Annotated in this window: 18 protein-coding genes; all 18 read right to left on the bottom strand. The window is 43.9% G+C overall.

The window, feature by feature from the left end; genetic code table 11:
- Positions 1-16: 16 nt before the first annotated feature.
- Positions 17-1732 (bottom strand): peptide ABC transporter substrate-binding protein, encoded by a 1716-nt coding sequence (locus RUMTOR_RS02625; RefSeq protein WP_009242297.1) that lies wholly within the window; start codon positions 1730-1732, stop codon positions 17-19.
- Between the two features lie 101 nt (positions 1733-1833).
- The gene (locus tag RUMTOR_RS02620; protein ID WP_004845513.1) at positions 1834-3606 is read right to left on the bottom strand and encodes an ABC transporter ATP-binding protein; all 1773 of its coding nucleotides are present in this window, start codon (positions 3604-3606) and stop codon (positions 1834-1836) included.
- Positions 3607-3608: 2 nt separating this feature from the next.
- A complete protein-coding gene (locus tag RUMTOR_RS02615) occupies positions 3609-4445 on the bottom strand; it encodes an ABC transporter permease (protein ID WP_004845512.1) in 837 nt (278 codons plus the stop codon).
- A gap of 43 nt (positions 4446-4488) precedes the next feature.
- A complete protein-coding gene (locus RUMTOR_RS02610; RefSeq protein ID WP_004845511.1) occupies positions 4489-5415 on the bottom strand; it encodes an ABC transporter permease in 927 nt (308 codons plus the stop codon).
- 51 nt (positions 5416-5466) lie between these two features.
- Positions 5467-5946: a Cys-tRNA(Pro) deacylase gene (gene ybaK / locus RUMTOR_RS02605; protein WP_004845510.1), complete on the bottom strand. Its 480-nt coding sequence runs from the start codon at positions 5944-5946 to the stop codon at positions 5467-5469.
- Positions 5947-5964: 18 nt separating this feature from the next.
- Positions 5965-6306 carry a DUF1648 domain-containing protein gene (locus RUMTOR_RS02600; protein ID WP_004845509.1) on the bottom strand — a complete coding sequence of 114 codons (342 nt, stop codon included), beginning with the start codon at positions 6304-6306 and terminating at the stop codon, positions 5965-5967.
- Positions 6307-6364: 58 nt separating this feature from the next.
- Positions 6365-7912, bottom strand: a complete 1548-nt coding sequence (gene cobA / locus RUMTOR_RS02595; protein WP_004845508.1) for a uroporphyrinogen-III C-methyltransferase — start codon at positions 7910-7912, stop codon at positions 6365-6367.
- Positions 7913-7917: 5 nt separating this feature from the next.
- On the bottom strand, positions 7918-8841 hold the full coding sequence (gene hemC / locus RUMTOR_RS02590) for a hydroxymethylbilane synthase (RefSeq protein ID WP_004845507.1): 924 nt from the start codon (positions 8839-8841) through the stop codon (positions 7918-7920).
- Positions 8820-10349, bottom strand: coding sequence for a cobyric acid synthase (locus RUMTOR_RS02585; RefSeq protein ID WP_009321072.1), 1530 nt, complete (start codon positions 10347-10349; stop codon positions 8820-8822). The genes hemC and RUMTOR_RS02585 overlap by 22 nt, the downstream gene beginning before the upstream one ends.
- Positions 10252-11409, bottom strand: a complete 1158-nt coding sequence (locus RUMTOR_RS02580) for a pyridoxal phosphate-dependent aminotransferase (RefSeq protein WP_004845505.1) — start codon at positions 11407-11409, stop codon at positions 10252-10254. Before RUMTOR_RS02580 ends, RUMTOR_RS02585 begins: the two co-directional genes overlap by 98 nt.
- A 47-nt stretch (positions 11410-11456) precedes the next feature.
- Positions 11457-12413: an adenosylcobinamide-phosphate synthase CbiB gene (gene cbiB / locus RUMTOR_RS02575; protein ID WP_004845504.1), complete on the bottom strand. Its 957-nt coding sequence runs from the start codon at positions 12411-12413 to the stop codon at positions 11457-11459.
- Complete coding sequence (locus RUMTOR_RS02570) at positions 12410-13015, bottom strand: histidine phosphatase family protein (RefSeq protein ID WP_004845503.1); 606 nt, start codon at positions 13013-13015, stop codon at positions 12410-12412. Before RUMTOR_RS02570 ends, cbiB begins: the two co-directional genes overlap by 4 nt.
- Positions 13009-13773 carry an adenosylcobinamide-GDP ribazoletransferase gene (cobS, locus tag RUMTOR_RS02565; RefSeq protein ID WP_004845502.1) on the bottom strand — a complete coding sequence of 255 codons (765 nt, stop codon included), beginning with the start codon at positions 13771-13773 and terminating at the stop codon, positions 13009-13011. Before cobS ends, RUMTOR_RS02570 begins: the two co-directional genes overlap by 7 nt.
- Before the next feature lie 51 nt (positions 13774-13824).
- Complete coding sequence (locus RUMTOR_RS13695; protein ID WP_009321071.1) at positions 13825-16425, bottom strand: cobyrinate a,c-diamide synthase; 2601 nt, start codon at positions 16423-16425, stop codon at positions 13825-13827.
- Positions 16331-17674, bottom strand: a complete 1344-nt coding sequence (gene cbiT, locus RUMTOR_RS02555) for a precorrin-6Y C5,15-methyltransferase (decarboxylating) subunit CbiT (protein WP_004845500.1) — start codon at positions 17672-17674, stop codon at positions 16331-16333. Before cbiT ends, RUMTOR_RS13695 begins: the two co-directional genes overlap by 95 nt.
- Positions 17667-18398: a precorrin-3B C(17)-methyltransferase gene (cobJ, locus tag RUMTOR_RS02550; protein WP_004845498.1), complete on the bottom strand. Its 732-nt coding sequence runs from the start codon at positions 18396-18398 to the stop codon at positions 17667-17669. Before cobJ ends, cbiT begins: the two co-directional genes overlap by 8 nt.
- The gene (cobM, locus tag RUMTOR_RS02545; protein ID WP_004845497.1) at positions 18395-19186 is read right to left on the bottom strand and encodes a precorrin-4 C(11)-methyltransferase; all 792 of its coding nucleotides are present in this window, start codon (positions 19184-19186) and stop codon (positions 18395-18397) included. Before cobM ends, cobJ begins: the two co-directional genes overlap by 4 nt.
- A 39-nt stretch (positions 19187-19225) precedes the next feature.
- Positions 19226-19984, bottom strand: coding sequence for a precorrin-2 C(20)-methyltransferase (gene cobI, locus RUMTOR_RS02540; RefSeq protein WP_004845494.1), 759 nt, complete (start codon positions 19982-19984; stop codon positions 19226-19228).
- Positions 19985-19991 lie beyond the last annotated feature (7 nt).

The following is a 19991-nucleotide window of genomic DNA, read 5'->3' as shown; positions in this document are numbered from 1 at the left end:
GCAGCGTGCAGACCGGTTATTTCTCCGAATGACCGGTCCTGATTTTCGCATATCGATATTCCAAAGCGCCGCTCGCCGGAATCTGACGAATTCCTTCGATCTTCGGGTTCACAAGATTAACGCTCTTCATCGCGTAAAGCGGAAGTATATAAAACTGTTCTCCGACTGCCAGTTGTTCCGCTTCATGCATCAGCGCAGACCGTTTTACAGGATCTGTTTCGGAATCCGATCTTCGGACAAGTTCATCATACTGTTCATTTTTGATCCCACTGCAATTATACGTACTATCCGACAGAAGCATCGAAAGATATGTGTATGGATCAGAAAAGTCCGCCGTCCAGTTCATCCGGCACAGATCAAAATTACCGGCATGACGCATACTGTAATTTGTCTGTAATTCTTGAGCGTTTAACTTGATCTCTATATTGAGGTTTTTCTTCAACTGTTCCCGGATAACCTGCGCCGTGTCCGAGTCAAGTTCCAAAGACGGATAGCTATATGTCAGTTCAGGAAATCCTTTTCCTTCGGGATATCCGGCTTCTGCCAAAAGTTTCTGTGCCCGTTCTATATTTTCTTCAAAAGGCTGTTCTGCCTCCTCCGTAAAATATTTCCCCGTATTTTTGTCTTTCATATATTTTGCCACCAGATTATACGTCGGCTCTGTGTCTTCTCCGACAATCTTGCACAACTCTTCTCTGTCAACCGCAAGATTAAACGCCTCCCTCACACGGACATCGTCAAACGGCTTCACATTCAGATTAAAATAAATATATCGTGTCGCAATCTGATCTGTCACAAACAGATCTTCTTTTCCGTCATATAATTCCATGACCGAAGAAGGAAGCGCTGTTGCCACATCAACTTCTCCCGTTTCATAAGCCGCTGCCATAGACTGTGTGTCATCAAAAAAACGATAGGTGATCTTCTCTAAGCTGATATTGTCCTTTCCCCAGTAATATTCATTTTTTTTCAGCGTAAAATACTGATTCGGTACATATTCAGCCAAATAAAAAGGACCGTTTGATAAACTCGTCTTCGGATCTTTCTCCCAGCCACGGTTAGCAGCATCCGCATATTTCGAGCAGGAAGGCGTATATACCGGGAGCCGGAGAAGATCAAGAAAATATACGCACGGCTTTTCAAGATGAAAAACAATCGTCTTATCATCGGGAAGCTCAACTCCCAGCGTCTCTATATCCGCCTCTTTATTATAAATTTTTTCTGCATTTAAAATCGGAAAAAGATAAACTGCATATCCGCTTCCCGATTCAGGGTCTAACGCTCTTACGATCGTATTCTTAAAATCTGCCGATGTCACTTCTCCTCCGTCAGACCAAAGCGCATCTTTTCGCAAATGAAACGTCCACGTTGTAAAATCTTCATTTACTTCGTAAGACTGTGCCGCACGGTACTCGATTTCTCCGTTTTCATCAAAGGTCAGCAGTTCGTCTAAAGCGCTTACCGAATATGCAAGATACGTCAAAGCGATTGATCCTGCCGGATCTAACGATCCGGTTTCACTGTTGATCGCAACTGTAATCTCATGATCGGCACTGCCGTTGTTTTTCCTGCTTTTTGACGATTTTTCTGTACTTGCACACCCTGTCAGGATACTTCCCGCAAACAATACCGCCGCCAAAAACAAAGCTGTTCCTCTCGACACTGTTTTCAGGATGGCCTTCTGATCTATAATCTTTTTTTCCCCGCCTTTTATATTTTTTCTGTATCTCACTTTTATTTATCTCCTATTTTCATGATTCCCGATTCTTTGTGCAACAATTCATCTATACCGATGTCCGTTTCTATATCTGTAGTTTTCGTAATTTTGCTTTTTTATATCTGAGATGTCATCTTATAATTCGGATTTCTTCCGGCGCGTTGTTGTTTGGAATAAAGGTGACAGGAAACTGCTCTGCCTTCAAAATCATACATTTCAGGGGCTGCGTCTTTGCACATTTCCATCTTATATCCGCAAGATCCGAAATACGGACAGCCTCCTTCTGATTTTCCTTCATGCACTGCAGGTACTTTTTGTTTTCTTGCCTTCAACGGATCAGGCGGCATTACCGAATCGAGAAGTGCTTTCGTATACGGATGCCACGGATCCCTGCATAAATCCCGGGTTTTTGCGCATTCCGCCAGTGTTCCTTTGTAGAGAACGCCTGTCCTGTGACTGATCCGGCGAATCAGCGCCATGTCATGCGAAATAAACAAACAGGCGATCTTTTTTTCTTTTACTACTCGCAGCAGCAGATCCAATATCTGCGTTCTTGTCGCTGCATCTAATGAAGAAACAGCTTCATCACAAATGAGAAGTTCCGGCTCTAAAAGGAGCGCCCTGGCGATTGCCGCTTTCTGACGCTGCCCGCCTGAAAGTTCTCTTGGATACCGTTTCCCGTCTAAACTACTCAATCCTACGCGCGTAAGCATCTGTTCTATCTGTCTTTGCCGGTCTTTTTTCCTTTCCTTTTGATCAAACTTTATTTGTTTTTCTTTCGCCCGAAGCGTTTCCGTCAACATTTCGTTTATCGTCATGCACGGATTCAGGGATGAATACGGATCTTGAAATATCATCCTGACTTTCCCATGCATATTTTTGTTTCTTTTTCTGTTTTTTCGATCTACTCTTTCTCCCCTGCAAAACACTTCCCCACTGTCAGGCTGTTCCAGCCCTGTAAGTATTTTTGCCAGCGTCGTTTTTCCACTGCCGCTTTCTCCTGCAAGAGCAAACACTTCACCCTCACAAATATCAAACGACACATCGTTCACCCCTTCTTCGTTTTGAAACCGCTTTTTCAAATGTCTTACCGTAAACAGCGGATTTTCCTGAGCAGCAAACACTTTTTCTTTTACAAGAAGCTGTTCTGCCGTTGCATCAGACAGAAGTTTCTTTGTATATTCAGTCTGTGGATTGTAGAAAATATCATCTGCACATCCGTTCTCTATCATTTTTCCGTCTTTCATAACATAAACGTAATCACAAGCTGCAGCGATCACCCCCATATTATGACTTACAAGAAGAAGAGCTGTATTTGTTTCTTTTACTATTTTTTTCAACAGCCGGATTACTCTGACCTGCATCGCCGCGTCAAGCGCCGTCGTAGGTTCGTCTGCCACGATCAGATTCGGTTCGCAGGCAAGGGCAATCGCAATAACAACTCTTTGTCTCATTCCTCCGGAAAGTTCAAAAGGATATTGTTTCATCCTTAACCTGGGGTGGCGGATACCAACCGAATCCAATAGTTCTTCCGATCTTTTCTTTGCCTCCCGCCATGTACATTTTTTCCTATTCCGCACAGTCTCGGCAATCTGTCTGCCGATCTTCACTGTCGGATTCAGACATTTTAAAGGATCTTGAAAAATAATGGCCGCATTGTCTCCTGCTCTGACAGTATTTCCAAAAAGAGACACTTTCTCTGCCTCTACAGCGGCTTTATGATCCAAAAGTCCCATCACAGCCAGCATTGCCGTACTCTTGCCTGAACCGGATTCGCCTACGATTCCCGTCACTTTTCCTTCTTCCGCCGAAAAATCTATCCCCCGTACAGCTTCAACGCGTTCTTCCTCAGACAAATACGTTACATAAAGTGATCTTACATCCAGCATATTCAATCTGTCTGCCCTCCTCTTCTTTCCATCGCCATTGCAAGTATATGAAACACGACCAAAAGCACACACAACGTAATAAGAGGCGCCAAAAGTTCACACGGATAAAGAATCATCCTGTCTCGTCCTTCCTGTATCAATGTTCCGAGACTTGCCGTCGGCGCAGATAATCCCACCCCCAAAAAGCTTAAAAATGCTTCTGTAAAAATCGCCTGCGGTATCAGAAACAAGAAGTTTACGACTATCATCCCCAGTGCGTTCGGAAGCAGATGTCTAAACAAAATCCGAATGCCCGATATACCATCTATCTTTGCCGCCGCCGCAAAATCTGTTTCTTTTAAACGGATCATCTCCCCCCGTACGACACGCGCCATATCGATCCAGCCGGCAATACAAATCCCGAAGATCATGCTTTTTATCCCCGGTCCCATAACGAGCGTTATCAGTATAACATATAAAATCGACGGGATCGCGGCAATCACATCCGCTGCTCTCATCAGAATCATATCGATGCGTTTCCCACGATACCCCGCTACAGCACCGTACAAAATACCGATCATCCCATTGATCAGAGAACTTCCCACGCCGATCACAAGACTAATGCCTGCTCCATACCAAACCCGTGTAAAATTATCTCTTCCAAACTCGTCTGTACCGAAAAAATGAATCAACGACATTGGCTGGTTCCGTATTTCCGCATTTTGTTCCGTCGGAGAATAAGGCCCGAATAAAGGTACGCATACTGCCAGAAAGATCCAGATCAAAAGGATGATAAGCGCCGCTTTTTCATCCCTATATCCCTTTCTTTTTTTACTGCTTATTCTGTTTTCTTTCCGCATATTTTTGTCACACCTCCCGCCGGTTCCTGACACAAGTTTTTTCTTATTTCTTTCTGTAAGCTCTTCTGACACTTGGATCAAGCCATGCCCCAAGCAGATCTGTGAGCAAATTAAGAAGAATAACAACTGTTCCCATAAATACAGTCAATCCGAGAATAAGAGTATAATCTCTGTTTGCAATCGACATGACAAACTCTCTTCCCAGACCCGGAATCGTAAACACGCTCTCTATGGCAAAACTTCCCGTAAGCAGAAACGCCGATGCCGGACCGATATAATTCAATACCGGAAACCATGCGTTTTTTAACGCATGAGTAAAAATGATCCTGCTCTTTTTCAATCCTTTTGCCCTGGCAAAAAGAACGTAATCTTTTGCCATCTCCTCATCCAATGCATGTCCTGTCATTCGGGTGATCACAGCCGTCGGATAAAGCGACAATGCCGTAACCGGTAAAATATAATGTGAAAAAGAAAATAAACCCGACGAAGGAAACCATTTTAATTTTACACTGAATACCATTAACAGAAGAATCGCAGCGGCAAAACCGGGAATGCCCGCCGCCAGCATTCCTAATGATCCGATTACCTTTTTCACTGCCCTTTTTTCCGACGCGGCATAGAACACCCCGCATCCCGTACCGACGATCACTGATACGATCAATGCCGAAAGTCCGAGCGACACCGTAAGCGGAGCTGCCCGTCCGATAATCTCTTCCACCGATGTACCCGGATCCTGATAAGAAATCCCCAGATCTCCTTTTAAAAGATTTCCCATATATGACAGATACTGCTCGATCAGCGGATCGTTCAACCCATATTCTTCTTCCACAGCTTCCACAACCTGCTCCGAAACGCCGCCTCTTTGAAACGGACTTCCCGGTATCAGCCTTACGAGAAAAAAAGTGACCGTGGCAAGAAGGAACAATGATACTATCCCAGTCAATATTCTTTTCCATGTGTAACGCATCATTGCCCTTTCACCTCCTTGTTCAGACCCTGTTTTTTTCTTTGCTCTGCCGTTTTATTCCGTCACATCCTCCAGCTTTGCCGGAATGACTTTCAGAAGATCTTCCAGACTAAGTTCTACCTGATATCCGATCTTGCCGCCGCTGAAAATCATCGTTTCAAAGTTTTTTGCCGTTTTATGTATCACTGTCGTAAACTGTTTTTTCATTCCAATCGGAGAACATCCGCCGTGAACATATCCGGTAAGGGGAAGCAGTTCTTTTGATTTTAGCATTTCAACACTTTTTTCTTTTACGGCATGTGCCGCTTTCTTTAGATCCAGTTCACAGTTAACCGGAATGACAAAGACATAATTCGTTTTTGATTTTCCGACCGTCACAAGAGTTTTAAACACCATATCAGGATTTTCACCCAAAACTTCCGCTACTTCAATTCCGCTTACCGCTCCCGTATCAACATAACTATAGCTTTCATATGCAATCTTCTTCTGATCTAAAATCCTCATTACATTTGTTTTTTCTTTATTTTTTCCCATTATTCTTCCTTCCGAATTCTATCTATACCGAAATGCTTCTGTGATAATCCAAATTTCTACAAAGAAAATAAACAATAACAGACCATCTACCGCCCAATTATACTGAATGCTATTCAGCGGAGTCCGAGCAAAACGAAACATAAAATCTTTTACTTTTTTCCTGCCTGTCAAAAACAAAAGGAAAAATTGCAAAATCGGAAATAACAAAATTCCCATTTTATAATCCCATCCATCCGGCGTTCCTAATATGCCAAAATGAACCGGTATAATATCCGGCAGAAAAAATAAACTTACTACTGCAGTCAAAAGAGTGATTCCAAAAATAATCCATGATACTTTTCTACTGTTTAAAAACGACATAATTATTCCTTCTTTCCATAATTTTCAAACCGGATAACCTGCTCGTCATTTTAAATTTTTAAAAATTCACATTTCCGAAACATTCCACAATCTTCTCTGTCATTGCATCCATATCCGCCCGTTTTGCGACTTGAATCTTCATTCCGTATTTCCTTGCTTCGGCCGCTGTTTGTTCTCCGATACAAACGGCAGACACATTTTGAAGTTCTACGTTTTTTATTGCTTTGACAAACCCTTTTACCGTTGAGGCGCTTGTAAAAGTAACTGCATCGATCTCCTCTTTTTGGAACATCTTTTCTATCTTGTGCCTAAGTAAAGAGGAGACTTCATATTCGGTCCGATATAATGCAATATCGTTTACCGGGACGCCTGTTTCCATAAGAGGCGGAAGCAGTTCTAAAGATCCTTCCTCTGCCCGAAAGATCGTAACCGCACTATACTCTGAAATATTTTCTGCAAGTGTTTTTCCCAACTCTCCTGCATTATAAATCTTCGGCACGATATCTGCAAACAGTCCGTGTTCTTTTAATGCAGCCGCCGTCGCAGAACCGATGGCCGCGATTTTTATCTGTGCTTTTCCTGCGAGCAGCCTTCTCATATCCCATGCTTCTTTTTCTAATTGTTCAAAAAATACATGTACTCCTATAGGACTTGTAAAAACAAACCATTCCTCTTTTTCGGAATGTTGAATTTCCCCTAATGCCTTTTTCAGCCTCTCATTCGGATCGATCGCTACTGTATGAATAGACGGCATCTCGATCACCTGTGCCCCGAGATTTCGCAGGCGTTTTGCCAGAGCGGAACTATTCTGCCTCGGTCTTGTCACCAAAAATTGCTTTCCTCCCAAAATCCTGTCTTTTATCCAGTGAAACTCTTCTGACAAAGAACACACTTTTCCTACTACGATAATCGCAGGCGCTTTGATCTTCGCCTCATCTGCCTGCTGCTTTAATGTTTTTACAGTCGCACACACCTGCCTTTGTCTCGCAGTCGTTCCCCGCTCTATCACAGCCGCAGGCATATCTTCCGGCATTCCGGCTTTTATCAGTTCCGTCAGAATCGTTTCCATTGCCGACACACCCATAAGAAAGATCAAAGTTGCATTTAATTTTACAAGAGCCTCGTAATCAATGTCGGGTTTTACATCTCTTCTCGTATGTCCTGTAATCACATGAAAGGATGAGGTATAATCTCGATGAGTCACCGGAATCCCCGCATAAGCCGGAACTGCTACTGAAGAAGTGATTCCCGGAATAATTTCGAAAGAAATCTTTTCATTTCTAAGTATCTCTATTTCTTCTCCGCCTCTTCCGAACACGAATGGATCTCCGCCTTTGAGACGCAATACTCTTTTCCCTTTTTTTGCTTCTCTTACGAGAATCTGATTGATCTCTTCTTGAGGAACCGGATGGTTTCCCGCATGTTTTCCGACATAAATTGTTTCTGTTTCCCGCGGAATACGGCTTAGTATCTCTGCGCTTAAAAGAGCGTCATATACGATGACATCTGCCTCTTCGATCAATTCCGCAGTCCGCAAAGTCAGTAATCCCGCATCTCCCGGACCTGCCCCTGCGATCCATACCTTTCCATATAAACTCTGTTCCATCTTTCTCACCTTTCCCCAAACTGCTTTTTCATTGTCAAGGCAAGTCTTTCTCCGAGACTTGAAGCGTCTTCAATATAAGAAGCTGCCTTTTTCACAAAATACTGTCCGCTTTTTTCATTGTAATACAGTCCTGTCAGTTCCAATTCATTTCCCTTTACTTTTGCATAAGCCGCACTCGGAGATGTGCATCCCCCGTCAAGCACACGGATAAAACTACGTTCTGCCAGAGCCTGTACTCTGCTCTTTTTATCATCCACATATTGACGCCACACTGTATCTTTCAAAAATTCTTTTCTCCCCTGAACTGCCAAAATTCCCTGTCCCGCAGCAGGGATCACCTCATCTACCGAAAAGTACCTTCCGATCACCGCTTCCATATTCAGCCGCTTCACCCCAGCGGCTGCAAGCACCGCCGCATCGTATTCTTCTTTGTTTAATTTACTAAGTCTTGTCTGTATGTTTCCGCGGATTCCTTGAAACACTGCATTCGGATACAATTTCTGAATCTGTATCATGCGCCTTTTACTGGAAGTTCCTATAACAGCGCCTGTTTTTGTGAGTATAGACCCTTCCTCTGTTCCCTGTTCTTTTTTTTCACTTTTATAAATAAGCACATCCCTTGGATCTTCCCGTCTGCTGTATGCAAGAATCGGAAATTCAGAAGATTCTTCCATCGGCATATCTTTTAGACTGTGAACGGCAAGATCGATCCTTCCGTCTGCCAGAGCCTGATCTAATTCTTTTACAAAAAGTCCTTTTCCTCCGACAGATTCCAAACTCCTGTCAAGGATCTTATCCCCTGTCGTTTTCATCGTGATGATCTCAACTAAAATCGTTTGGTCACATCGCCTAATCTGATCTTTTATAATTTCCGCCTGCTTTACCGCAAGCCTGCTTTCTCTGCTCCCTATTCTGATAACAGACTGCATGACGCTTCGTTTCCTTTCTCTATAATCTTATACACAGCCTCCATGTTCAGGTTCTCTCTTACTATTGACGCAAGCCGGTCATACTGTTCTTCTTTATATGCGTTTCTGTCACGCACTGTAATTTTCGACGGATCTATTCCTTTTTTTCTTAAAACTGCCGCCAAAAATGTTTTGACCGTTTCAGACATATCGAAAATCCCATGCATATAACAGCCATATACATGATCGCTCTGCGCTCCGTCCTGCCGCTGTTCTCCTTCCTCTTCCATATAGACAAGCGGAACAGTCCCCTTGGACAAAACCGTTCTCCCCATATGGATCTCATACCCTTCATAACATACACCGCTCATTTCTGCAAGCGCTCCGCCTACTTTGGCAAACCTTCCTGAAACTCTTGTCCTTCTTTTTTCCTGTTCAAACACTGTCGTCACCGGCAGAAGTCCCATCCCGCGAACCGTTCCTTTTTGTTCTGCCCCCGTCGGATCGCTGATCGACTGTCCGAGCATCTGATATCCTCCGCAAATACCGAATACGATGCCTCCTTTTGCCGCATGGCGCAGTATTTTCCCTTCCAAACCGTTTTGCCTCATCCACAAAAGATCGCTGATCGTATTTTTGCTTCCCGGGATGATCACAACATCAGGATCTCCAAATTGAGAAATGTTTGACACATAGGACACGTCGAGTTCATCCACTGCTTCAAGCGGAGCTATATCCGTAAAATTAGAAATCCTGGGAAGACGTATAACCGCGATTTTTGCAAGACCTGATCTGCTCTTTTTCCGAAACCGCTCTGTCAAACTGTCTTCATCTTCAATATCAAGATGAAAATACGGGATAACTCCAAGTACAGAAGTATTTATCTTTTCTTCCAACATCCGAAGTCCGGGTTTTAAAATCGATACGTCTCCGCGAAATTTATTGATAATCGTTCCTTTAACACGCTTTTTTTCTTCTTCCTCAAGCAGGAGCATCGTTCCCGCAAGCTGTGCAAATACACCGCCTCTGTCAATATCTCCGACAAGCAGTACCGGAGCATCTGCCATTTTCGCAAACCCCATATTGACAATATCGTCTTTCTTTAAATTGATCTCCGCCGGACTTCCCGCTCCTTCGATCACAATGACATCATACGTTTCGTCCAATTTTCTGTATGATTCCATAATCGAAGGAATAAATTCTTTTTTCCGCTTATAATACTCAGACGCAGACATCATTCCGAAAGGTCTGCCTCTGACGATAATCTGTGATCCTGTATCATTTGTCGGTTTTAAAAGGATCGGGTTCATATCCGCACTCGGCTCGATTCCTGCCGCTTCTGCCTGCATTACCTGCGCCCTTCCCATCTCCAGTCCCTCTTTTGTAATATAGGAATTTAATGCCATATTCTGTGATTTAAAGGGAGCTGTTTTATAACCGTCCTCCTTCAAGATGCGGCAAAGAGCGCCTGCCAGCACACTCTTCCCTACATTCGACATCGTTCCCTGTATCATGATCGGTTTTGCCATCTATGTCCGCCTCCTGTCTGTTTCTTTCTATAATCTCCTTCAATGCTTTCAGCAGTTGTTCATTTTCATGTCTTTGCTTCACTGCTATCCGATACCACCCTGTTTCAAGTCCACGGTAATTTGCACAGTCTCTGATCAAGATCCCGTATTGCAAAAGTTCTTCAAACAGATTGATTTCACTATATATAAGAATGAAATTAGCATCTGAAGAAACAAAATCAATTTTTAATATATCTAATTGTTTCTCTATCTCCATCCGTTCTATCTGTATCATACGGCGCATTTTTTCTACCCGGTCTTTTTCATCAAGCGCCGCTATGCCCGCCTCCTGGGCGATCACCGACACATTCCACGGCTGGCGCATCTTCTCCATATTCTCCAACAATTTTTCATCAGATGTCAACCCATACCCTAACCTGATCCCCGGGATCGCATATGTCTTCGTAAAAGCCCGAAGCAAAAACAAGTGAGGATAATGAACGATGTTTATTTTATCAAAAAGACTTTCCGGCTCTTTTTCAAATTCAAGAAAGCACTCATCCAACACAAAACGAATCTTTTTCTGCTCACATCGTTTTGCGGCTTCTTTTAGGAGTTCGATATCCGTTTTTTTCCCCGACGGATTGCAAGGAGAACATAAAAAAATGATATCCACATCTTCTGTTAGTTCTTCTAAGAAATCATAATCTATACAAAAACCATTATTTTTTTTCGTTTGATAGTATTTTATTTCGCATCCAACTGTTTTTAACGCCTGCTCATATTCTGAAAACGAGGGAATGGGGAGGAGAGCTTTCTTCGATTTTTCTGCCAGGACAAGAGTATAGAGCAGTTCTGCCGCCCCGTTTCCAAATGCAAACATCCTCTCGTCCACCCGAAGCCTGTCTGCCAGTTTTTCCCTTAATTTCCTACATTTACAGTCCGGATATGCCGCTGACTGCAAAAGCGCTCTTTTCGCCGCCTCGATCACTTTTTTAGACGGACCGAGAGGGTTGATATTTACGGAGAAATCAATCATCTCTCCATATGTATATATATCGCCTCCATGTGTATATTGCATATTCAGTCTCCTTCTTTTGTCTTATCTGACGAAAATCCGGCAAAAGATCACATGATGAGTACAGTGCATAATTTTATTCCTCCGAAAACAAACATCATTAACAATGCCGTAACATACATTAATCTCCCTGCTTTTATAATATCTTCCGGGTCAATCGGACGAAGATCATCTCCGATAAACTCCTTTTTATAAACTTTCCCAAAATAAACTGCATCTCCGGCGAGCCGGATTCTAAGCGCTCCGGCACAGACCGATTCTGTCTGGGCAGCATTAGGACTTGCATGTTTTCGTCTGTCACGCAAATATATCCTCCATGCATTTTTCCCGTCTAATCCCGCAAGAAAACTTGCACATACCATAAACATCGCCGTCACACGGGCAGGAATAAAGTTAAATACATCATCCATCTTCGCCGGTATTTTCCCGAAATACAAATATTTTTCATTCTTATACCCGAGCATAGAATCCATCGTATTTACCGCTTTATATAAAAACCCAAGAGGCGCTCCTCCAAGCATCATATAAAGAAGAGGAGCTGTCACTCCGTCAGATGTATTTTCCGCTACCGTCTCAACCGCAGCCTTTGTCACACCTTCTTCGGTCAGGTTTTCCGTATCTCTCCCGACAATCATAGAAACCGCTCTTCGCGCCTCCTTCATATCATTTCTCTTTAAACAGTAATACACTTTTTTGCTTTCTTCACTCAGAGATTTTGCCGCAAAGATCTGATAGCACCAAAACGACTCTAAGAAAAAGCAGATCAACGGATGGATATTCTGCGCCACCCTCAGTCCCGCAAACGGAATCCCAAACGAAAGGATCGCTACAATAATCCATAAGACCCCTCCTGCCGTCATATTTTTCTTATCATTTTCTTTTCTCAGTCTCTTTTCCAAAAATGAAATCATATTTCCGATCATTCTCACCGGATGATACAGCCATACCGGATCTCCAAACAGACGATCCAAAAAAAATCCGGTCACACAAGCAGCCAACGACATCATCTTCCGCTCCTTTTCTCCGCATTTTTCAGCAGTTCAATTCCATTCTCCCATTCCTTCTCCGATACAGATACAAGATAACCGCTTCCATTCTCCACCTGCCAGTTATAAAAATCTTTTTTTTCTTCGTAAAGAGCGTGCATCACCGCCATGATCGTACCGCCATGAACGACAAACGCCGCATATTTCACATGTCGGGCAATCAAAAATCTGACCTGTTTTTTCATTCCTTCCACACAGCGCTTTCGGAATTCTTCCTGATCCTCTCCTCCCGGAAACGCCGTTATCCCTCCGCTTTTCAGCCACTTTATATAAGCGGCGTTCTTTTTCAGCTGCTCATATGTTTTTCCTTCAAACTGTCCGAAATCACACTCTCTCATCAAAGGTTCCAAAACGATAGGACACCCTGATAAATCCGTACCCCAAATCCGCTTTGCCGTTTGTACACAACGTTTCATGGGGCTTGCGATAATATATTCCGGTATGGGATAACTCCGCTTTAAAAAAGCGGTCTTTTCCGACAACACTTCATCCGTACTTCCGATATACTGTCTTTTTTCATTTCCCGGCGTAGCAAAATGCCGGATTAACATGATTTTCAACATATTCCTCCCAAAAAGGCGACAACAGTCAGCATGACGAGTTCACATATCTGTAAAAAATATCCCGCCAAATCTCCGGTAATTCCGCCGAACTGTTTAAAACTCATTTTATAATAATAGAAAAATACAAGCAGCGCGGCCGTTACAATTATTGCACCCTGAACACGAAAAATATAGATTGCTCCTGCTGCCAAAGACATAAGCCATATAGATAAGACGATCCGCGTCCTCTTCCTATCCGCCCTCTCTTGAAATGTTCTCAACAAGCCGCTGCTTTTCGCTGATCTGAAACTTACGACTGAAAGTCCGCTCAGCGCTCTCGATATCGGATACATCCATACGGCAAGAGACAGCGTTTTAAGATTCACTTCACTCCAAAGAGCTGCCGTAATAAGAAAATAGGCGCACAGACCGATCACTGCAAACGCTCCTGTATGAGGATCTTTCAAAATCTCTAATTTTTTCTCTCTGTCTTTATAAGAACTGACGGCATCGATCGTATCCGCAAACCCATCCAAATGAATCCCCCCTGTCACAGCGACCGGTATCATCGTCATTACCGCCGCAAAAAAGAGTTTTCCGCACTCTGTATATCGCAGAATCAGCTGACCTGCGCCGAATACCAGCGCTCCTATAATCACCCCTACGACCGGGAAAAAACACATGGCATACCTCATATTTTTTTCATCCCAATCTATATTCGGAACAGGAAGTTTTGAATACATAGCCAATGCAATTATCAAAGATTTCAGCATATTCATTTTCTTTTTGTCTCCTCATACATCTTATCCACTCTTACAACACACCTGCCCTTACTTTAATTCTTCGTACTGTTCTACTCGTATTTCCTCAAACGTACTCATGCTTTTATATACGGACAACCCCATTTCCAAAAGAGGCATTACGGCGACCGCTCCGCTTCCTTCTCCGAGAGACATCCCGCAGTCAAGCAGCGCCGATAGTCCAAGTTCATCCAATACTTTTGACGCCGCCGGTTCGCCCGAACAATGCGAAGGAAGCATATAACCGATACAGTCAGGAACAAGACGAGCCGCACAAAGCGCCGCCACAGAAGAGATAAAACCGTCAATGACGATCGGGATACGAAAGATTGCTCCTCCGAGAAATACGCCCGTAAGACCTGCAATGTCAAAACCGCCCACTTTTGAGATTATATCGATGGGATCACCCCGATCAGGGGCATGAAGCGATATTGCTCTTTCGATTGCGGCAATCTTTCGTCTTAATCCGTCTGCGCTAAGTCCCGCTCCCCTTCCTGTCATTAATTTTACCGGAATATCCGTCAATACCGATGCAACCGCACTGCTCGTCGTCGTATTTCCTATCCCCATTTCTCCTGTTGCCAAAATTTCATATGACTTCGACTTCAACATTCCCACAATCTCAATTCCCGTAAGGATTGCCCGGATTGCTTCCGTCCTCGTCATGGCTGCTTCCCGGGTCATATTTTTTGTACCAGGTGCAATTTTATATTCTTTCTTTGTAACACCGGGCACATCAGACACCATCCCGATATCGATCGGAAACAGATCCACTCCCGCGATTTGAGCCATCTTACATACACTTGTCTCGCTTTTTGTAAAATTTTCGGCGACAACAGCCGTCACTTCCTGCCCGGTCTGTGTAACGCCTTCTTCTACCACTCCGTTATCCGCACACATGATGACAAGACCTTTTTTGTCCAAACTGTACGCAGGACTTCCTTTCATTCCCGCAATCTTCGTGACGGCATCCTCCAATTTCCCAAGACTAAATAAAGGCTTTGCGATCTGTTTCCATCGCTTTTTTGCCTGCGCCGCCGCCTTTTGATCCGGAGGACAGATCTGTTCAAGATATTCGTTCAGCCGCTTTGTCACTTTTTCTAATTCCGGTTCTGATTGTTCTTTCATATTTTTCCTGTCTTCTGACATATGATTCCTTCTCTGCTTCTTCTTATTTGCTTCGTTTTCTTTGGCAAACAGTCTGCACTGATCTGTAAAACGCTTTGCAAACTGCGGACAGGACGGCATATATAAATGAGGATACCCCGCAAACAAACTGCCTTCTGTATGAACACATTTCCAGGACGTTCTTCGATCCGGCTTCGCTGCTGTTAAACCTTCTCCGTTATCCGAACTGTCCCAATAATGAAACTCATGCCCTTTGATCACTTCTCCTTGTTTCAGATAACAGCTTTCCTTTTGTTCCTTTTCATGACTTAACTCCACGTAGCCGAAACGCACAAGCTTTCCCGCCGGATAAGTCCTGCCGTTCAAAACTCCTGCCATCTCCCATACAATATGCCTCTCATCTTCCATCTCCTCATGAAGATACATAAAACCGCCGCACTCTGCCAGACAGGGCATTCCGCTTCTGATCGCATCTTTTACCGACCGACGCATAGAATTGTTCTCGGACAGTTCCTTACAGTTAAGTTCCGGGTAACCTCCCCCGAAAATCAAACCGGAAATATTTTCGGGAATCTTTTGATCTCTCAACGGACTGAAAAACACAAGTTCTGCTCCGCTTTCTTCCAGAAGTTCTAAATTTTCTTTATAATAAAAACAAAACGCCGCATCCTTTGCTACCCCGACCCGAACCTTGCCGTCGTCTGAGCTTTTATACTTTTCCATATCGCATTGAAACGGCTCCCGGCTCTGCCCGTTTCGCATATTCTGCTTGATCTGCCCTTTTTCCGGGCTATTTGCTTTCTGTTCCCCTTGTGCGATCTGATACAATCTGTCAAGATCAACCGTCTCTGTCACAATATTTCCTGCCTTTGTCATCTGTTCTTTCAGATGACAGATCTCCTGCGGAGTAACAAGGCCTAGATGACGGCTTTCCAGACAAAACGCTTCATCCTGCGGAATGTATCCTAATACGGGAATATCATACCCTTCTGATTTCAAATGATCTTCCAGCATTTTCTTCAACCTGGGATACAACATTTTTGACACCCGGTTTAAAATGATCCCCTGAATATTGCTGTCTTTTTGAAAGGATACAATCCCGCTGACAACAGCACAAAGGGAAAGCGCCGCCCCTTTGCAAGGAAGAATCAATACTGCGGGAATGTCAAGTGTTCTTGCTACATCATATGAGCTTGCCGTAACAGAATCCAGTCTCATCCCATCATAATATCCCATCACGCCTTCTGTTATAACAAGTTCAGCATCTGCCGCATGTTTTGCGTATTCTTTTCTCAGCTCATCTTCCGAAGAAAAGAATAAATCCAGATTTTTTGAATCTACGCCAAGCACTTCTTTATGAAACATCGGATCGATATAGTCAGGTCCGCATTTACAGGATGATACTTTTTTATTTTGAGCCTGATATGCCGCCATAAGTGCGCACGCCGCCGCTGTTTTCCCGCTTCCGCTGGAGATCGCCGTGATCAAAATTCCCGAAGCCATCTTCCTTTCCTCCTGCTGAAATAATATAGACAGGATTCATTCCTGTCATCATATGATACTGCCCCAGAACACGAGAACGCGACGCACATATCTGTGTAACTTCCATATCGGTCAGTAACCCTTCTTTTTCCGCGTCCATCACATCCCGGACTGTCTCAAGCGATATAGCGCTGATCACAATCTTTACATTTGGATTTTTCTGTTTCACAACAGTCAATATTTCTTTTAAATTACCGGAACTTCCTCCGATAAACAGATGAGTCGGCGGTTCCAAATGCACGAGCGCCTCCGGCGCGCTTCCTTCTATGATCCGGATTCCGTCCGTCCTGAATTTTCTCCTGTTTTTTTCCAAAAGAAGCACCGCCTCCGGATTCTTTTCAATGGCATACACTTTTATCTGCTCACCTGAAAGAGCCGCCTCCACAGATACAGAGCCGGTTCCGGCGCCGACGTCATACACAACCGCATCTTCTGTAAGCTCCATGCGGGCGATGCTGACGGCGCGCACTTCTTCTTTCGTCATTGGAACTTTTCCTCTGACAAACGCATCGTCACGGATATGCGGACCACGCCGCTTTGCCGGATTCTCATTTTCCACCAATGCAGTACATAACCCCCGCACTTCTTCTATTTGAAAATCTGCCGCTTTTTTCCTTATGATCTTTTCATCTTCATAAGAAAGATCTCTTCCGACCGAAAGGAACAGTTCTCCCATTCCATACTCCAAAAGTGCGTTCAGCAGTCGTTCTCCCGCATCTTTTCCGCCAAGAAGAAAGAACGTTTTTCTGTTCGTATCTACCGTCTGTATAAACAGCGTTTCATTTCCATGAAGACTTACGATCTTTGCATCGTCCCATGAAACACCGAGTTTTGCGGCAAAATAAACAACAGATGAAATCCCCGGAATCAATTCAACCGTACAATCGATCTCTGAATGCAAAAGGGCCGCTTCCAGTTTTTTTGCTCCGCTGTAAAACCCGATATCACCGGAAAACAAAACCGCAGTCCGGCTGCACTCCTCATGCTCTTTTACATAAGAAAAAATAAAGTCCCACCGATATTCACTTAACATATCCCGCCGTTTTATATCTTTTTTCTGCTCTAAAAAACATGCGGCGCTTTCAAGCATCCGTGAAGCTCCGATCAGACAATCGCTTGCAAGGATCTCTTCTTTCGCTCTTTCGGTCATTTCTTTTACTCCGCCTGTCCCAATCCCGATCAAAGATACTTTTCTTTTTTTATCACACATCTTTATAGCCTCTCGGAGTTACCATTTTCCCGTTTAACTCTTTCGTATTTGAGTTTCCGATATAAACAGTCGTAAACATATCTGCCTGTGTTGTTTTCAGCTTTTTAAGAGTCATGATCTCATATAACTCGCCTTCTCTTCCTATATTTTTCACAAGACCGCACACCGTCTCTTCCGACCGTGATTTTAGAATGATCTCACAGGCTTTCTCAAGATAATCCGCTCTCTTCCTGCTGGACGGATTATAAAGACAGATTACAAAATCAGCCTCTGCCGCGGCGCAAAGTCTCTTCTCGATCAGCTCCCACGGAGTCAGGAGATCGCTTAAACTGATCACTGCAAAATCATGCATCAACGGCGCGCCTAAAACGGCTGCTCCTCCTGATGCCGCCGTGATCCCGGGAACAATCTCAATCCCGATCTCAGGGTAATCTCTCCCGATCTCATAAATCAGACCTGCCATTCCATAAATCCCGCTGTCACCGCTGCATACCATTGCCACGTCAACGCCTTTTTTTACCTCCTCAAACGCCATCTTACAGCGGTCGGCTTCTTTTCGCATCGGAGTGCTCAAGAACTGCTTTTCCGGAAATAAAGGACGGACAAGATCAATATATACCGTATATCCGATAATGACCGGACATGCGTCAAGAACTTTTTTTGCCTGTACTGTCATCTGATCTCCTGCTCCCGGGCCGAGTCCTACAACATATATTTTATTCATTCTTTAGTATTCTCCTTTTCTGCCTTTCCAACATGAGAAGATGCTTTCCGAAATTCTGTTGTAAATGTCGGATCATATAATTTTGACCGTTCATACTTTCCATCTAAAACCCTGCCTACTACAATAAGCGCCGTCTTCGTTACGCCTGCCTCTTTTGCAGTCTGCGCCAATGTTTTTACCGTACAGTTGAGTACTTTTTCCTCCGGCCATGACGCCTTATACACGATCGCGGCAGGAGTGTCCTGTTCATATCCTCCGCTGATCAGCTCTTCGGAAAGTTCTTTTAGCATCCCTGTGCTTAAAAAAATAACCATTGTTGTGCCATGAGCCGCAAAACTTCTGATCGACTCCTTTTCAGGAACCGGCGTTCTTCCTGCCATACGGGTAATTACAACCGACTGTGAAATTCCCGGAAGTGTATATTCTGCATCGAGCGCAGCTGCTGCCGCGCAAAAAGAGCTGACGCCGGGGCACACTTCGTATCCGATCCCAAGTCTTTCCAACTCATCCATCTGCTCTTTGATCGCCCCGTACAGGCAAGGATCGCCTGTATGAAGCCGGACAATGTTCTTTCTTTGAGTCTCACCTTCTTTTATCACTTCCAGCACTTCTTCCAGTGTCATCTTCGCACTATTGTAAACTGCACACGTTTCTTTACAGCCATATAGAAGTTTCGGGTTCACAAGCGATCCTGCGTAAATAACAATATCCGCCTCTTCTAAAAGGCGTTGTCCACGCACAGTGATCAAATCTTTTGCACCCGGACCTGCTCCAACAAATGTGACCATCTTTCTCTTTCCTTTCGCTTTCTTAGCCTCTTTACTTTTTTAATCTTTTCTCCGATCTTTCCGCTGAGTTTCGCTTTCATCTTTTATGATAAACAACGAATAATATCCCGCCTGTTCGGGGATTTCTTCCGTCGAAAAATAAAGCTTCTCCGAATCCATACCACAGTTTTCCACCATTTTTGCCTCTAAAGCGTTCTCGACAAGAAAACGTTTCACTTCCGCCATTTTCCGTCCGCTTTTCATAAATACTTTCGTTCCCTGCAGCCTCATACTTTCTTCTACTCCGTAGGAAGCAGGTATGATATGCAGTTCATCGCTGTTTTCTGAAAGGGAAATGTCAAGGCGAGCCGCCGCCGCGCAAAAAGAAGGGATTCCGGGAATCAACTCTGTTTCATATCCCATCCTTTTCAGTCTTTTGTGTATATACATACAGGTAGAATAAATGCTCGGGTCTCCGATCGTAAGAAACACAACATCCTTTCCTTCATTTAACTTCTCTGCGGTAAACGCCGCGTCTTCGTCATGAATCTCTATCAGTTTCTCCCTGTCTTTGATCATCGGCATAGGCAGAAAGATCACCTCTTTTTCCCCGATCTGCGAATAAACTTGTCTGACGATCTGATAAGCCGTACACTGCTGCATATATTTTGGATCTGCGTTTTCACCCGGCTTTTTCAAACCGCTGTCTGATACGGGAATCGCGACAACATCACTTTCTTGTATCGCATGCAATGCTTTTAATGTCAGAAGCTGCGGATCTCCCGGCCCAACTCCAACGCCTGTAAACTTTCCTTTCATAGCCTCT

The organism is [Ruminococcus] torques ATCC 27756 (assembly GCF_000153925.1).
Lineage (GTDB): Bacteria > Bacillota > Clostridia > Lachnospirales > Lachnospiraceae > Mediterraneibacter > Mediterraneibacter torques.
This window is presented reverse-complemented; position numbering and strand designations above follow the sequence as displayed.

Coding starts and splice junctions, on each gene's coding strand:
- RUMTOR_RS02620 (WP_004845513.1), bottom strand. CDS start 3,606: ATGCTGGATGTAAGATCACTTTATGTAACGTATTTGTCTGAGGAAGAA.
- RUMTOR_RS02615 (WP_004845512.1), bottom strand. CDS start 4,445: ATGCGGAAAGAAAACAGAATAAGCAGTAAAAAAAGAAAGGGATATAGG.
- RUMTOR_RS02610 (WP_004845511.1), bottom strand. CDS start 5,415: ATGATGCGTTACACATGGAAAAGAATATTGACTGGGATAGTATCATTG.
- ybaK (WP_004845510.1), bottom strand. CDS start 5,946: ATGGGAAAAAATAAAGAAAAAACAAATGTAATGAGGATTTTAGATCAG.
- RUMTOR_RS02600 (WP_004845509.1), bottom strand. CDS start 6,306: ATGTCGTTTTTAAACAGTAGAAAAGTATCATGGATTATTTTTGGAATC.
- cobA (WP_004845508.1), bottom strand. CDS start 7,912: ATGGAACAGAGTTTATATGGAAAGGTATGGATCGCAGGGGCAGGTCCG.
- hemC (WP_004845507.1), bottom strand. CDS start 8,841: ATGCAGTCTGTTATCAGAATAGGGAGCAGAGAAAGCAGGCTTGCGGTA.
- RUMTOR_RS02585 (WP_009321072.1), bottom strand. CDS start 10,349: ATGGCAAAACCGATCATGATACAGGGAACGATGTCGAATGTAGGGAAG.
- RUMTOR_RS02580 (WP_004845505.1), bottom strand. CDS start 11,409: ATGCAATATACACATGGAGGCGATATATATACATATGGAGAGATGATT.
- cbiB (WP_004845504.1), bottom strand. CDS start 12,413: ATGATGTCGTTGGCTGCTTGTGTGACCGGATTTTTTTTGGATCGTCTG.
- RUMTOR_RS02570 (WP_004845503.1), bottom strand. CDS start 13,015: ATGTTGAAAATCATGTTAATCCGGCATTTTGCTACGCCGGGAAATGAA.
- cobS (WP_004845502.1), bottom strand. CDS start 13,773: ATGAATATGCTGAAATCTTTGATAATTGCATTGGCTATGTATTCAAAA.
- RUMTOR_RS13695 (WP_009321071.1), bottom strand. CDS start 16,425: ATGGCTTCGGGAATTTTGATCACGGCGATCTCCAGCGGAAGCGGGAAA.
- cbiT (WP_004845500.1), bottom strand. CDS start 17,674: ATGTGTGATAAAAAAAGAAAAGTATCTTTGATCGGGATTGGGACAGGC.
- cobJ (WP_004845498.1), bottom strand. CDS start 18,398: ATGAATAAAATATATGTTGTAGGACTCGGCCCGGGAGCAGGAGATCAG.
- cobM (WP_004845497.1), bottom strand. CDS start 19,186: ATGGTCACATTTGTTGGAGCAGGTCCGGGTGCAAAAGATTTGATCACT.
- cobI (WP_004845494.1), bottom strand. CDS start 19,984: ATGAAAGGAAAGTTTACAGGCGTTGGAGTTGGGCCGGGAGATCCGCAG.